General features: G+C 51.4%; 16 protein-coding genes. 9 read left to right on the top strand and 7 right to left on the bottom strand.

Translation table 11 applies throughout. The features are described 5' to 3' along the window. Nucleotides 1-73 precede the first annotated feature (73 nt). Genes ACN9MQ_RS12475 through ACN9MQ_RS12465 form a run of 3 tightly spaced genes read left to right on the top strand, consistent with a single transcriptional unit; the run spans nucleotide 74 to nucleotide 2,323 of the window. Nucleotides 74-892, top strand: a complete 819-nt coding sequence (locus tag ACN9MQ_RS12475) for an oxidoreductase (RefSeq protein WP_426262633.1) — start codon at nucleotides 74-76, stop codon at nucleotides 890-892. Nucleotides 893-896: 4 nt separating this feature from the next. Further along, on the top strand, nucleotides 897-1,307 hold the full coding sequence (locus ACN9MQ_RS12470) for a hypothetical protein (protein ID WP_138013927.1): 411 nt from the start codon (nucleotides 897-899) through the stop codon (nucleotides 1,305-1,307). After that, nucleotides 1,304-2,323, top strand: coding sequence for an NADP-dependent oxidoreductase (locus ACN9MQ_RS12465; protein WP_138013926.1), 1,020 nt, complete (start codon nucleotides 1,304-1,306; stop codon nucleotides 2,321-2,323). The genes ACN9MQ_RS12470 and ACN9MQ_RS12465 overlap by 4 nt, the downstream gene beginning before the upstream one ends. Before the next feature lie 87 nt (nucleotides 2,324-2,410). Here ACN9MQ_RS12465 and attM read toward each other — a convergent pair whose 3' ends face one another. Then, entirely contained in the window at nucleotides 2,411-3,202 is a 792-nt protein-coding gene (gene attM, locus ACN9MQ_RS12460; RefSeq protein ID WP_047744768.1) for an AttM family quorum-quenching N-acyl homoserine lactonase, read from the bottom strand. A gap of 161 nt (nucleotides 3,203-3,363) precedes the next feature. Between attM and ACN9MQ_RS12455 the strand changes: the two genes are divergently transcribed. Continuing rightward, on the top strand, nucleotides 3,364-4,263 hold the full coding sequence (locus ACN9MQ_RS12455) for a LysR family transcriptional regulator (protein WP_426021010.1): 900 nt from the start codon (nucleotides 3,364-3,366) through the stop codon (nucleotides 4,261-4,263). A 160-nt stretch (nucleotides 4,264-4,423) separates the two neighbouring features. On the opposite strand, the gene ACN9MQ_RS12450 is transcribed toward ACN9MQ_RS12455, so the two are convergent. Next, entirely contained in the window at nucleotides 4,424-5,326 is a 903-nt protein-coding gene (locus ACN9MQ_RS12450; RefSeq protein WP_426021011.1) for a LysR family transcriptional regulator, read from the bottom strand. Between the two features lie 98 nt (nucleotides 5,327-5,424). On the opposite strand from ACN9MQ_RS12450, the gene ACN9MQ_RS12445 reads away from it, so the two are divergent. Then, nucleotides 5,425-6,147: an SDR family oxidoreductase gene (locus tag ACN9MQ_RS12445; RefSeq protein WP_079230902.1), complete on the top strand. Its 723-nt coding sequence runs from the start codon at nucleotides 5,425-5,427 to the stop codon at nucleotides 6,145-6,147. Nucleotides 6,148-6,288: 141 nt separating this feature from the next. Here ACN9MQ_RS12445 and ACN9MQ_RS12440 read toward each other — a convergent pair whose 3' ends face one another. The 3 genes from ACN9MQ_RS12440 to ACN9MQ_RS12430 all read right to left on the bottom strand — a co-directional run bounded on the left by ACN9MQ_RS12440 (nucleotide 6,289) and on the right by ACN9MQ_RS12430 (nucleotide 8,642). Next, on the bottom strand, nucleotides 6,289-7,035 hold the full coding sequence (locus ACN9MQ_RS12440; protein ID WP_426021012.1) for an SDR family oxidoreductase: 747 nt from the start codon (nucleotides 7,033-7,035) through the stop codon (nucleotides 6,289-6,291). A gap of 102 nt (nucleotides 7,036-7,137) precedes the next feature. Beyond that, on the bottom strand, nucleotides 7,138-8,019 hold the full coding sequence (locus ACN9MQ_RS12435) for a helix-turn-helix domain-containing protein (protein ID WP_426021013.1): 882 nt from the start codon (nucleotides 8,017-8,019) through the stop codon (nucleotides 7,138-7,140). A gap of 131 nt (nucleotides 8,020-8,150) precedes the next feature. Then, nucleotides 8,151-8,642, bottom strand: a complete 492-nt coding sequence (locus tag ACN9MQ_RS12430; protein WP_426021014.1) for an NADPH-dependent F420 reductase — start codon at nucleotides 8,640-8,642, stop codon at nucleotides 8,151-8,153. A 135-nt stretch (nucleotides 8,643-8,777) separates the two neighbouring features. Here ACN9MQ_RS12430 and ACN9MQ_RS12425 point away from each other — a divergent pair, with 135 nt between their 5' ends. Continuing rightward, nucleotides 8,778-9,668 carry a LysR family transcriptional regulator gene (locus ACN9MQ_RS12425; protein WP_426021015.1) on the top strand — a complete coding sequence of 297 codons (891 nt, stop codon included), beginning with the start codon at nucleotides 8,778-8,780 and terminating at the stop codon, nucleotides 9,666-9,668. Between the two features lie 46 nt (nucleotides 9,669-9,714). Here ACN9MQ_RS12425 and ACN9MQ_RS12420 read toward each other — a convergent pair whose 3' ends face one another. Continuing rightward, nucleotides 9,715-10,491 (bottom strand): MipA/OmpV family protein, encoded by a 777-nt coding sequence (locus ACN9MQ_RS12420; protein ID WP_426021016.1) that lies wholly within the window; start codon nucleotides 10,489-10,491, stop codon nucleotides 9,715-9,717. Nucleotides 10,492-10,596: 105 nt separating this feature from the next. On the opposite strand from ACN9MQ_RS12420, the gene ACN9MQ_RS12415 reads away from it, so the two are divergent. Together ACN9MQ_RS12415 and ACN9MQ_RS12410 are read left to right on the top strand one after the other, a co-directional pair. Further along, the gene (locus ACN9MQ_RS12415) at nucleotides 10,597-11,283 is read left to right on the top strand and encodes a response regulator (protein ID WP_426262632.1); all 687 of its coding nucleotides are present in this window, start codon (nucleotides 10,597-10,599) and stop codon (nucleotides 11,281-11,283) included. Continuing rightward, a complete protein-coding gene (locus tag ACN9MQ_RS12410) occupies nucleotides 11,280-12,482 on the top strand; it encodes a sensor histidine kinase (protein WP_044868160.1) in 1,203 nt (400 codons plus the stop codon). The genes ACN9MQ_RS12415 and ACN9MQ_RS12410 overlap by 4 nt, the downstream gene beginning before the upstream one ends. Nucleotides 12,483-12,729: 247 nt before the next feature. Here ACN9MQ_RS12410 and ACN9MQ_RS12405 read toward each other — a convergent pair whose 3' ends face one another. Next, nucleotides 12,730-13,620 (bottom strand): GNAT family N-acetyltransferase, encoded by an 891-nt coding sequence (locus ACN9MQ_RS12405; protein ID WP_020882406.1) that lies wholly within the window; start codon nucleotides 13,618-13,620, stop codon nucleotides 12,730-12,732. A gap of 248 nt (nucleotides 13,621-13,868) precedes the next feature. Here ACN9MQ_RS12405 and ACN9MQ_RS12400 point away from each other — a divergent pair, with 248 nt between their 5' ends. Then, nucleotides 13,869-14,216 carry a MerR family transcriptional regulator gene (locus ACN9MQ_RS12400; RefSeq protein WP_020882407.1) on the top strand — a complete coding sequence of 116 codons (348 nt, stop codon included), beginning with the start codon at nucleotides 13,869-13,871 and terminating at the stop codon, nucleotides 14,214-14,216. Nucleotides 14,217-14,222 lie beyond the last annotated feature (6 nt).

The raw sequence follows: 14,222 nt of genomic DNA, 5'->3' as shown, positions 1-14,222 counted from the left end.
GCCGCGTTGTTTCCCTGCAGCGTGTTGTTGCGCTGCAGGGTGAGCAGGACTCCATCAAGAGAGCGTAGTGAGAATGACAAAAAAACGTGTAGCACTGGTGACCGGAGCTTCTTCGGGGATCGGTGAGGCGTCGGCTAAAAAACTGCTGGCCGCGGGGTATACGGTCTATGGCACCAGACGGCGCGGTGCGCAGGCAGGTACACATCCCTTTGCGTTATTAACGCTTGATGTGACGGACGATGCGTCCGTGAGCGCCGCCATTGAGGCGTTACTGCACCTGGAAGGGCGGATAGATTTGCTGGTGAATAATGCGGGCTTTGGGGTTGCTCCTGCGGCCGCGGAAGAAAGTTCGATTGATCAGGCCAGGCGTACTTTCGACACCAACTTTCTTGGCCTGGTCAGAATGACGCGGGCAGTGATCCCGCACATGCGCCGTCAGGGCAGTGGGCGCATCATCAACATTGGTTCGATATTAGGGATTGTCCCGCTACCTTACGTGGCACTGTATGCAGCCAGTAAGCATGCGGTTGAAGGGTATACGGGCGCGCTGGACCATGAACTGCGCACACAGGGTATCAGGGTTTCCGTGATCGAGCCGGCCTATATAAAGACACAGTTCGACGTAAACAATGTAGAACCTGACGCGAAGCTAGAAGAATATGAACCGCTCCGGGCTAAGCTGAACAACGTCGTCAGCAAGGCAATGGACGAGGCGGAACGTCCGGAAGTGGTGGCTGATGTGGTGGTAAAGGCTGCCCAGTCTTTACGGCCTAAGGTGCGTTATACGGCGGGCACGCTGGCGGGGAAACTGAATTTCATTCGCCGCTTTGCGCCTGCTTCACTTCTGGACAAGGTAGTACGCAACAGTCTTCAGCTCGACGCGAAAGAATAAGAATATGAAATTTTCTCAACTGGCTATTCTGACTGCCGGGTTGTTTTTCATCCTGACGGCGATATGGATGTTCTTCCCGCAACTGCTGTTAACGCAGTGGGGAATCACGCCGACACCGGGAACTGATGTGCTCGGCCATCGCTCTGCCGCCCTGTACGCGGGCCTGGGGGTGATGTGTTTATTCGCCAGGCACGCAGAGCCCTCGCTGGCACGCTATGCCCTGGCAGCAGGGATCGGTACGTTATGTTTGATTTTAGCCGTGTCCGGCGTTGTTGAGTGGTATGCAGGACACGTTAATGGGCAGATCGTTATTGCAGTATTTATCGAGCTATTCCTGGGTATCGCTTTTTTACTCAGCAACAGCGTTGGTAAGAAACACGCCACCGGCAAACCCGGCAGAGTAAAAGACAAATGAATAAGAAGACGATGAAAGCATTTACGTTCAAACGCTATGGTAAATCCCCTGAACTGGGATTTGACGACGTAGATTTTCCGTCCCCTGGTGATGATGAAATTCTGGTCAAAGTGTATGCAGTAGGTCTGAACCCGATCGATAACATGATCCCGACCGGCATGTTCAAACGTGTTCTGCATTTCAGTCTCCCCGCGACGTTGGGCAGTGACGTGTCCGGCGTTGTCGTTGCCACAGGACGTCGCGTGACGCGTTTCAACGCAGGCGATGAGGTGTTTGCCAGTATTTTTGACAGGGGAACGGGTTCTCTTGCTGAATTTGTGCGGGTGCCAGAAAACCTTGCAGCGTTAAAACCCGCCACTCTGGATTTCGTACAGGCAGCGTCGCTTCCGATGGTCAGTCTCACCTCCTGGCAAGCGCTGACGGAACGCGCGAAGCTGCGAGCGGGGCAGAAAGTATTTATCCCGGCCGGCTCCGGTGGAATTGGCAGTTTTGCTATCCAACTGGCAAAACACCTTGGCGCAACGGTAGGGACGACAACCAGCACCGCCAACATTGACTGGGTGAGCCGCCTTGGTGCAGATGAGGTGGTTGACTATAAAAAGCAGGAATTCGAAAAAGTGCTGAGCGGCTACGATATTGTCCTCGGGACTATCAGAGGTGACGCGATTGAGAAATCCACCCAAATCCTTAAACCGGGAGGGAAGATAGTTTCCCTGATCGGGCCGTTAGATACGGCTTTCGCACGGGAAAGACACCTCAATGTTTTCCTGCGTTTTGTATTAGGACTGTTGAGCCGCAAAATCATGCGACTGTCAAAAAAACGAGGATTAACCTATTCGTTTCTCTTTGTCCGCCCTGATGGCAGCCAGCTTAGCCAAATCGCTGAACTCATGGACGCTCAACGCATCAAGCCTGTTATCGACAACGTTTTCCCCTTTGCCGAAACTGGCGACGCCTTCGCCTATCTGGCTCGCGGGCATGCAAAGGGGAAAGTGGTGGTTAAAATTCATGAGTGATAGAGACGAAGGCTTGCCTCTGCGCTAAGCATAAATGACCAGGGTTATCGCCTCAGGGAAGAGGTATAGTCACTATCACCGTTCGTATCAGTTATAGCCCTCCGTCTTCATCGCATAATGCGGCCAGATGTCAGGATCGTGCCCGGGAATAATTTCCGCATTATGCATCTGGGTAACCACTCTTAGTTTTGCCACCGATCGTGCCACCTCACTGGCCGATGTCATCAAGCCAGGCAGGGCTTTATCCTGAAAATGGTCAAGCGTATAGGCAGCATCTATCGCCAGGGTGAACGATTTTCCACTCGGCAGGGAGACGACAAAAGATTGATGACCCGGGGAGTGGCCTGGCGTGTAAATGATTTTCAGAACGCCATCGCCATACAGATCAAAACCGTCATCGGCATCTCCTGCCAGAAACTGCCATTTGAGACCTTCGCGATGAAAATCTTTCCGACAGTAGGCCCCGGCGGTAAACCAGTCCGGTGAAAAGGCATAGTCGTACTCAGCACGTTGCACAAGATGAGTGGCTTCAGGAAAGCGGCCAATCGCGCCGGTATGGTCAGAGTGGAGGTGGGAGAGTAAAACATAACGCACCGATTCTGGCCTTATTCCGAGCTTCGCCAGTTGTCTTCTACAGCCCTGGTTTGTATCCATGATGGGTTGATACTGGTCAACAGTCGGTCCCCAGTAGGCGCGGGGATCCTTCAGCCCTTCCACCGCAAGACCACCGTCAATAACAACATTCCCCTGCGGATGCGTCAGTAAAAACCAGGGGACAGGTATAATGTAGTCGGAGCCTTCACCCTGATTCATCCTGATATCGTGATATTTACAACGCTGATAGCCCGACTGGAACATATAAAGCCTGATATCTGACATGCTTCTTTTCCCGTAAAAAATGAAATGTTCTGTACGCCATAGCTACAACAGCCGTGGACGCACAGATTTTCATTAACAGAAGGGCCTGGCAGTAGAGGGGCGGGACCACTTTCATTTATCGGTTTTACCAATATAATCGGTGAATGGATTTACTTACGGCAATGCGTATTTTCATTCGGGTGGTTGAGCGCGGAAGCATGTCTGCCGCTGCGCGCGATCTCGGCATCGGACAGCCGGCGGTCAGTGAAAGGATAGAGCGTCTGGAAGCTCATCTTAATACCCGCCTGCTGCGACGTCACACGCGCCGAATGTCTCTCACCAATAGCGGGACGCTGTTCTATGAACGGAGCAAAAGCGCCGTTGCAGCGGCTGACCATGCGCTGGCAATCGCGGATAATGGTGAGGCAATTAGTGGAATCCTGCGCATTGCCGCACCCTATGGTGCCGGGGAAGAGTTACTTATGCCCGCCCTGCTTAAACTGCAATTGGCCTATCCGGGCATCAACATTGATCTGGTGCTCAGTGACAGAGTGACGGACCCGGTCACCGAAGGTGTGGATATCTCGCTACGTCTTGGTGAGGCGGGGGAAGGATATTATGTTGTCCGCCCGTTGGGGAAAATTGAGCGGTTGCTGGTGGCCTCTCCCGAATATTTGCAGCGTTATGATATGCCCCGTACACCGGGTGAGCTCGCCCGACATGCGTTTGCTCGTGTTTCGGGCCTGTTTATGAATAACCATGTGACGCTGATCGCGCCTGACAACGCATTACTCACCGTCCCTGTGAGAATAACATTCACTTCCAGCCACTGGCGGCCGTTACGTACTGTGCTTCTGGCAGGAAAGGCAATCGGGGTATTGCAGTCTCCGGTTTGCCGACAGGAGATTGCCGACGGGCATCTCGTACCTGTGTTACCCGACTACATTGTTCCTTCATTCCCTGCATATCTACTTTATCCCCCGGCTAATATCATCTCCGCTGAAACACGAGCATGTGTCGCTTTCCTTGAAAACGAACTTCGCACAAGCCTTACGCGCCCGGTAACAAAAGGGCAGCCATAGTTCTCAAGCTGGAATACGAGGTTGTTAAATGAACGTTGAAAAAAATTTCTTGCCTGCCTGAGGTACACCCCGGTTAATGGCTTGCCCAGTCGAGCATGCGTCATTCGCTGCTACGGTGCGGCAACTCTCCGGAAGCTAAATATTCTGCGCGGGTTTGAAACTACTGCAGTGACGTCTTCCCCCACTGCCTGACGTGTTCAATCAGAGCCCGCAGCTTGGGGGCCATATTTCGACGTTGCGGGAAGTACAGATAAAACCCAGGAAAAGGCGGAAGAAAATCATCCAGTAATGAAACAAGCTGTCCTTTTTCAATAAATGGCCTGAATGTTTCATAGGTTGCAAAGGTAATTCCTCCCCCCGCAAGCGCGAGCCTGAGCATGAGACGGAGATCGTTGGTGGTAATATGCGGTTCAACCGCCACGTCGAAAGGTATTCCCGCTTCCTCAAATTCCCAGCGATAGGGCGCGACGTCTGGCGATGGGCGCCAGCCGATACAGCGATGGCGGATAAGCTCTCGCGGATGGCGCGGTGCGCTGTGGGCCGCCAGATACGTTGGTGATGCCACCACCACTTCCCGTTGCTGTCCCGTCAGAGGGACAGCAATCATGTCTTTTTCGATCACGTCACCGAGCCTTACGCCGGCATCATAGCCCGCTGCCACGATATCAAATTCGTCATCCGACACGACGATATCGATGGTGACGGCAGGGTTAGCAGCTGCAAATGACGCGAGCAGAGGGCCTGAAAGAAATTCTTCTGCAATTGAGGTGACAGCAATTTTCAGATGCCCTCGCGGCCCGTTGTCAGAGAAAACGTCTTCGCACGCCGCGTCAATCGTTGATAGCGGTACGGACAACGATTTTCGCAGCCGTTCTCCCGCTTCAGTCAGGTTTACCGAACGCGTGGTGCGCATGACAAGCAGGGTCCCGAACGTATCCTCCAGGCGTCTGATCCCCTGGCTGACCGCCGATCGCGTCACGCCAAGACGTTCGGCGGCAGCGCTGAAGCTACGTTCCTCCGCGACAGCCAGAAACAGAGGTAAAAGATTAAGGTCAATTTTCATTGTTTAGATTTGCTAACCAGTGTGTACACCAGTGGCAGGATACACGAAACAATGCCCTCGTTCTATTATCCCTCTGAACTCAACTGAAGGAGTAAATCATGGATAAAGTCATCTTGATCACCGGTGCATCCAGCGGTATCGGAGAGGGTATTGCACGAGAGCTTGGTAATGCAGGCGCGAAGTTATTACTTGGGGCACGCAGGAAAGATCGTATTGAAGCTATCGCTGCAGAAATCCGCAGTACAGGCGGGCATGCTGAAGCCTGCGAGCTGGATGTCACAAATCGCCAGTCGATGTCTGATTTCGTGCAGGCGGGATTGACTACGTGGGGGCGTATTGATGTTCTGATCAACAACGCGGGAATAATGCCCCTTTCTCCGCTGGCAGCGGGTAAATATGATGAATGGGAACGTACCATTGATGTGAATATCAAGGGCGTGCTATGGGGGATTGGCGCCGTGCTTCCCACCATGGAAGCGCAGGGCTCCGGTCAGATAATCAATATTGGCTCTATCGGCGCGCTCTCTGTGGTGCCGACAGCCGCCGTCTATTGCGCCACAAAGTTCGCCGTTCGGGCGATTTCAGATGGCTTGCGACAGGAAAGTGCCAGCATCCGTGTCACCTGCGTCAACCCCGGTGTGGTGGAAAGCGAACTTGCCTCGACCATTACTCATCCGGAAACGCAGGCGGCAATGGAGGTATACCGTTCCATTGCACTCCAGCCGGCTGATATTGCCCGCGCTGTTCGGCAAGTGATTGAAGCGCCTGAAAATGTTGATACAACAGAAATCACGATTCGACCTACCGCGTCTGCGAACTGAACTGGCTAACGCATATTCACCACGAAAGCTGCCTGTAAGGCAGCTTTTTTTGTCGCGTCACAGAGTGCAGGGTGAAAATTGTATGTGTATTGAAAAGGTCATAACGCGGGCCAGACAACCGGTTTGGCCCGCATGACAAACTTACCACTGCTGCTCTGTGGGCATGATGAACAATTCTGCCACGTCGACATGGTCCGGCGCGCGCAGCACATAAAGGATGGAATCAGCAATATCCTCTGACTTCAGGAACATCATGTGTTCCTTCAGGTTTTCCATCTGTGCACGGTAGTTTTCGTCAGTAATGTGCTCGAATAATTCACTTTCAACCGCGCCTGGCTGAAGTGAGGTTACGCGAATATTGTATTGAGACGAAAGCTCCATGCGTAATACATCTGAAAATGCGGCTACCGCATGTTTCGTCGCGCAATATACCCCGAGTCCAGCGAACGTTTTTCTGCCCGCAATCGAGGACGTATTGATGATATGCCCTGACTTTTGCGCTTGCATCACAGGGAGTACCGCGGCAACCGTGTTCATTAAGCCCTTAATATTGACATCAACCATACGATGCCACTCCTCCAGTTTGAGACTGGCGATGTCTGAAATGGGCATGAGTCCGGCATTGTTAAAGGCGATATCAATGTGGCCATAGGCGTCGTGCAGTTTCTTCACGCCGTCGAAGACTGACGCCTGGTCAGTCACATCCATTTCCAGCGCAATGGCTTCTCCGCCGAAGGCCTTGAATTCTGACACCAGCGCCTGGAGACGATCCCGGCGGCGGGCCGCGAGTCCCACTTTGACCCCCTCTCTGGCCAATTTAATGGCGGTGGCTGCGCCGATACCGCTTGATGCACCGGTCACGATGGCTGATTTACCGTTGAGTTCCATGATTGATCCTCTTATGCGTTTGTTTCAGCGCTTCAGCAAAGAACATCTGAAGTTCGGGTCAATCATGTCTGCAAAAGGCACTCTCTTCGCGCGGTGGTTTGCTCACACTGTCGGTGTTTTGCTACGCATATTTTCGTGGCGATATTGGGAGGGCGAAATACCGGTGTGCTTGCGGAATATGGCAGCAAAATGGCTGGGGCTGTTGTAGCCCACGGTCAGGGCAATGCTGATCATCGAATCCTCTGTCTCGGACAACAGGCGGCGCGCCGCTTCCATTCGCAAGCGGATAAAATAATGGGAAGGCGAAAGCCCGGTAGACTGTTTAAAGACCCGGCTGAAATGGAATTCGCTAAGCTCGGCAAGGCCAGCCAGACGTGCTAAGTCAAAGGGGTGAGCCAGCTCTTCATGCATCGCCTTAAATACCCGGTGTAATTTATATGCCTGCAACCCGCCGTGGTGTCGCTTTGCCGATGTCCGGTAAGCACGGGAGAGATGTACGGCAAGGGCTTGAGCGATACCCTGGATGTAAGGTCCACTGGGTGGGTGCTGAAAATAAAGCTCTGCGCGCATAAGTTCCAGCAGGGCTGACAGTGTTTCATCGCGTTCGCCTGACACTTCCCGCAGCTCAATATCCTGCATCATGGACACACCAATATAGACGTGCATAACGATGAAAGGGCAGTCTGGCTCGGCTTGCCATCTCATCTCTGTCGGAGAGGTGTCGGTCGTGAGAAAAAAATCACCTGCGGCAACGTGGTTTTCTGACCACTCTCCGCCCAGAGGCCGTTCTTCAACGACGGCCCGTCCAGAGAGTATCCAGACAATAAAGGGCTCTGGCACAGCCGGGATAATAACGTTGTCCTGTCTCTGCCGGCGCGCCAGAATTTGAATGAAGACATCCCGGGAAGATTGTGCCCGATGTTCCTTGAGCAATTCGCCCGGAATGTACGCTTCGAATGATTCAGCGGAAGTACGTTGAGCCATATTCGTCAATAACGTCTCTTAAGCCAGTTTCACAAGGTTTAGCGCGGGAAGGGGACCACCCGGGAATTGTTGCAGATATCCCCCCATCTCAAGACTCCCTAAGTCTATACTGGCGAAGCCCATTCGGGTGGCTAATTCCTCAACGTCCGCTTTTGCATCAGCGTGGTCGCCGGACATAAAGACCACGCGGCGCCCGCCAGATTGGGACGGGTCTTGCGCAAGAACGTTTGCCAGAAGCGTGTTGAAGGCTTTGACGACCCGGGCTCCCGCTGCCCATTCTGAAACACGCTGGGATGAATTTTTACCCCCAGATCTGCAAGGGTGTAGCCCGGCAAAAGTACCGGGTTAGTCGCGTCAATCAGAATACGACCCTCCCAGTTCAACTCACTTAATGCGGCCTCGGTTCTGTTCCAGTTGGTACTTATAAAAACGATTTCGGCTTCGGCAGCCTGTTGTACCGTTCCGGCGCGAGCTTTGTCGCCCAATGCCTCAATCACTTCAGCCAGGCTGTCCGGGCCACGACTGTTACTGAGGATGACATTCACGCCTGCGTTGACCAGCTGGTGGGCAAAAGCTTGTCCGATGGCGCCTGCACCAATAATGCCGACAGTATTTGTTTTCATAGTTTGTTTCCTTAAATGAACAGATGCGTTGATGTGTTTGGCTACGTTGCTTAAAAACATGAAAGAAGAATAGTGCTCACCGATCTATCTGTGTAGCCTATATAATTAGATGGTATACATCTAAAGGGGCGATACATGCTGGATGGTATGTCGATTGATCAACTGCGTACTTTCATTGCAGCGGTTGATGAAGGCAGTTTCTCGGCCGCAGGTCGCAAACTTCGCCGGGCGCAGTCCGTCGTTAGCGCTACGCTGGCAAATCTGGAATCTCAGGTAGGCTTTCCTTTATTTGAGCGAACGGGACGTTACCCGAAACTGACGGAGGCGGGGGCAGCCTTACTGGAGGCCGCACGCCATACGCTTGCCGGAATGGACGCGTTTAAGGCTAAGGCGCGAATCCTGGCAGAAGGCCTGGAACCCGAACTCGCCGTGTCTGTGGATGTGATGTTTCCGATAGAGGTCCTGACCGCAGTCGTGAAGGAATTTCATCTGGCCTTTCCCGGCACACCGTTGCGTCTTTATGTTGAGGCGCTGGGGGCGGTACTTCAGCCGTTGCTGGCCGGCTACTGTCGGGTTGCGATTATCGGCTCGCTACCGGATGTTCCGACCGGGTGTGCCTCTGAGTTCCTGCTCAGTGTTCCTGCCGTGGCTGTGGTCTCACCCGATCATCCTTTGGCTAAAATGGCTGGCCCAATTCTTCGGCCGGTTATGGAGAACGCTGTGCAGCTTGTATTGGCTGACCGCTCATCACTCACGGCGGGTCGCAACTTTGGCGTGATGTCGGCTAAGACGTGGCGTTTGGGTGACATGGGGGCAAAACATGCATTCTTGCGTGCGGGCCTCGGTTGGGGTTATATGCCTTTGCCTATGGTTGAGGACGATCTTGCTAATGGCAAGCTGGTTATCCTGAACCTGGAGATGCAGCCCGATGTTGGCCCTGGTTTTTCCATGCATGCGGTACATATGACGCAATATCCTCCAGGGCCAGCCGGACGCTGGTTTATTAATAAACTTAAAACGCAATAAACCAGGTTATCTGGCGGTCAGAGCACCAGATAACCGATATCCTGCATCAGAATGTATAAAATGCCCCGACGGTAAAGAGAAGATATTCATCCTTTTGCACAATGGGGCTGCTGCTTACACGGTCTGCAAGCGTGATATACCCTAAATCCGCATAGCCGGACCAGTTATCATTAAATATGTGTTGCCAGTTAATATCGTAATTCACACTGTTTAATCCGCTACCCGCGTTGAAAGTCCTATATCCGGAATGGGTACTCTGATTTTCATTCACCCCAAACCAGGTATTATTATACCGTGCGTCGCCGTATTTTCTTTCGGTACTGATTAGCAGAGTATCTGTATCGTTAGCAAAAAGAACGACATTAAGTTTAATTTTATATTGCATTCCCTGGCTTTCAGTCAGCGGTGCCGTAATATTTCCCTCAAAGCCTATCCAGGGTGCCATCCACCATCCTGCCGTGGTGGTGGTATTCATTACGGTATTAATCTTACCCATACCTTTAAGTTTATCAGAGCCTTCCTGAAGCCAGGCGTTTCCGCTATCCGTGCGGCCAAGGGAATACCCCAGAGCTTGCCCCAGGTAAACGCCATTACTGAACTGATGGGAATAGACGATACCTTTGTCGGTATTGACGGACCAGTCATCGTAAGTCCATCCGAAATACGGCAGCGTATTGACATCATATTTATTCGAGCCGGTATATTCAGGCGCATATTGTGAACCCACGCCAATCGTGACATAAGATGCTTTTTTATCTGATGATGCCTGTGAAGTGAACGATGCTGCGATGAGTGTTACTAAGGCGATTTTTATTTCCTTCATAAAACTTCCTGAATGAATTATGCTTATATCTATGAATTGCGGAGTATGCGGGCGGTCAATCAATATTCCTGCAAGATTTAATCAAGATTCCATCAAGGTGCGAATGTGAAACGTGTTTTAATTATTGAAGACGATTTGGATGCCGCGAATGTGCTTGAGGCTTACCTTAAGCGCGATCAGTTTCAGACCTCTTCGGCCAGCAGCGGTAACCGGGGGCTTGAACTGGCATTCAGCTGGAAGCCCGACATTATTTTGCTGGATGTGATGTTACCCGGCATGAGCGGGAACGATGTTCTGCTGGCCCTGCGCCGGCGCAGTGATATTCCCGTGATTATGATCACCGCCATCCGCGACGGCAGCGACAAAATCAGCGCCCTGCGATTTGGCGCGGATGACTATGTGGTGAAGCCCTATAACCCGGGTGAGGTGGTCGCCAGAGTCCATGCTGTACTCCGTCGTTATTCCGGCGAGCGCAGCAGCACGCTTATTGAGTACCGGGGACTGCAGGCAGATACAGAGTCCATGACGGTAAGCGTTGAGAGCGAGAACGGGCAACGGACAGCGCTGGATTTAACGCCGACGGAACTGCTGCTGATGATGACATTTCTTAAGTCACCGAATAAGGCTTTCACCCGTCAGGCGCTTCTTGAAGCGTGTCTCCCAGAAAGTGAAGCCCTGGAGCGCGTTGTGGACACGCATATCTATAACTTGCGAAAAAAACTCGAGTCAGCGGGGCAGACTGATTTGCTGATAAACGTAAGAGGGATCGGTTACCGATTTGCAAATGCATGAAAAAGTTTACGTTATCTCCACGAGGCGAACCGAGTACGCTGTGGAACTGGATATGCAAGCGGCTGATATCTCTGGCAGTCGGAAGTATTATTCTTATCGCCTTTTTTATGTGGGTGCGATTTTTTGTTGAAAACAAATGGCACGCCTACCGGATGCCAGAGGCCGTCAGGGCTGAACTCTCAGTTCTGAGCAAGCACCCTGAACAGAACATCAACCGCTATCATGAAATTATCGACACCTGGTATGGGCTGTCCTACTCAGATCCGACGATGGGGATTAAGGACTGGGTCATTCTTGGCATCCTGGTTCTGATATTCATACCGATTATTTTTATGCTTACGCTGAAAACAGCGCGACCCATTTCCCATCATATTAGCCGGCTTGCCGGTGCGGCACGGTCTGTTGCTGAAGGCGGGTTTGGGACCCGCGTGCCCGTGCCGGACAATCTGCCGCTTGAATTGCGTAGCCTCAGCGAGAACTTTAACGGGATGTCGATGCAGCTGGAACGCTACGAGAAAGATTTGAAAAAATCGCATGTGATCATGGCACATGAATTGCGCTCGCCGCTGACGGCTGCCATCGGTCGTCTGCAGGGCATTATGGACGGCGTATTTGAACCCAGTCAGGCCCAGTTGAACATGATTATGCAGCAGATGAATGATTTAAACAGACTGGTTGACGATCTGCATCTGTTAAAACTGGCTGATGCCAACCAGCTGAATTTGAGCCTGGTATCAACCAGCCTGGACCAGATAATCCGCGAGAAAGTGGCATGGACGATGCCTTCAGCCCAAAGGGTGGGAGTGAACATTATCTACCATGAGGGGGAATCTGTGACCTGTCGGGTTGATCCGTACCGGATAGGCCAGGTCTTTTTGATCCTGATGGACAATGCTCTGCGCTACGCTGCGGAAGGGGGCATCCTGGATATTCGTTATCATGTCAGCGATAAAAAGGTATCCGTTATTTTCCGCGACAACGGTCCGGCAGTCCCGGACGCACTGCTTGAAACCATATTTTCACCGTTTGTGCGTGAGGAGCAGTCCCGTTCACGACATACCGGTGGGTCCGGGCTTGGGCTCTCTATTGCCCGAGCGATATGCGAGGCTCATCGCGGTACTGTCTTTGCAGAACGGAATGCCAGCGGAGGGCTATCGTTCACGATGACGATACCGCTAAGCGAAAAGGAGCAGCATTGACGGTTCCTTAACAAAGGGTGAACTGAATCTTGTAAAAATTGAGTTTAAATACATGGTAAACGGGGGTTTACCATGTCACCTGAATTACTTCTCTCTCTGCTTTCTGCCTTTCGTAAAATGGTACGATGTGGATGTTTTTTACTGTACATCGCACCGGTGATTGTCATATTTCAGATTATCATTATTGTTTTATTGGATGCGCCGAAAGGAGATAAATAATTGTTGAGGGCAGGGCGGCGAATACAGTTCAAAGAACCAGTGATTTACCTGTGGGCTGGGTTTCGGCCCAAAGCAGTTTATAGTCCCATTTTTTATCATACAATCCGATTGAAAATTGCATTGCCTTATTTTCATTGCGACACACTTCTCGTGCATCAACAATATTTTTCCACATGAGCAGACTTCCTGGGCTGAATGCGGTGATCGACGGGTCAATCCCTCCGTTAGGAACATCAAAATACAGGCTTTTTTCACTACGGGCACACAGTACGAGATCTATCGCAATGGGGGCACCTTCAAAGAAAAGTACATTGCCGGTGACCATATGTGGCAGGGCGGTTAACAGTTCAGTGATGTTTTTCCTGTTATAGCATCTGACGCTGTCAGCAAAACGCAGCCTGAAAAGATGCACGTAAATATCAGCAATATCCGCCGGTGACATCTCTCTGAGCGGGATGCATTCTCCGCCCGCAGTCAGCATTTTTTTTAGCTCGCCGTTTCTTTTTTTCACCGTTTTACCTGAGAAAGACGTTTTAATCAGGCAAACCTTACGTTTTTCACGAAAAGCATAGGTGGCATTTATTATATTCCCACGCAGCGATGAAGACAGCCGGTTTGTTTTTACTGGCAGAACGATTTTTTGATCGGCAGCCATGGGGATAATAATTTCATCATAAGATACCGGGTAATCGCGCCAGACATTCAGGCCGAAGGTATTTTCATCACTGGTAAAGTACGCTGCGGTGACCTCGCCATCGCGTCGGTAATGCCAGAATGCGAAATCTTTTTCCTTCTTCTGCATAAAGAAATTGATAATGTCGGGATGAGTATTAACACTGCCGCCGTACTTATAATAAGCCGCCTGGTAATGCGTGAAGTTTGAACGTTCCCATCCAAAAAGCGAATGTCTGAAGCCCATTATTGTTTCTCCTTGCAATCTCATCAGAGGGCGCTGTCAGCGCCGGGCAGTTCTGTCTGAACAGGCTGATTATCCCGACCGTTAATCAATAAACGGTCAAGGCAAAATCAAGATTGCTGCAATCTTCGTTGGCGGAGTTAATTTTTCCTGTCTCAGGAAATATCTGCTTACATTCCAGCTAACGCTATGCTCTTTACATTGACACTAGTGTCAATGTTGTAGAGTGCATCTATGACGAGGAGAAAGGTATGCGACCATCTGAACTGGCGGCGCTCACTGGCGTCAGCACCCGAGTGCTAAGACATTATGAAGCTAAAGGACTGATTGTTTCTCAGCGGTTGGACAACGGTTATCGGAATTACGACGCGAAAGACGTCGAGAAAGTGAGATGGATAATCTCGCTTTTAAAATGTGGGTTCAGTACCCGACAGATTGCAGAGCTGGAAAAGTTTTCTCAGGTAAGCGACATGGATGATGCGCGTTTTATCCAGTGTCTGGCGCAGCACAGAGAAAAACTTCGGGCACTGGACACGCTTATCGAATTACTTAATGAACGCAGAAATACACTTGCCACGCGTATTCACGCCTACGAGTGATCGCTC

Origin of the sequence: Enterobacter sp. R-25 (genome assembly GCF_049913205.1) — a bacterium.
Taxonomy (GTDB): Bacteria; Pseudomonadota; Gammaproteobacteria; order Enterobacterales; family Enterobacteriaceae; genus Enterobacter; species Enterobacter ludwigii.
The sequence above is the reverse complement of the archived record's forward strand: the minus strand, read 5'-3'. Positions and strand labels throughout refer to the sequence as shown.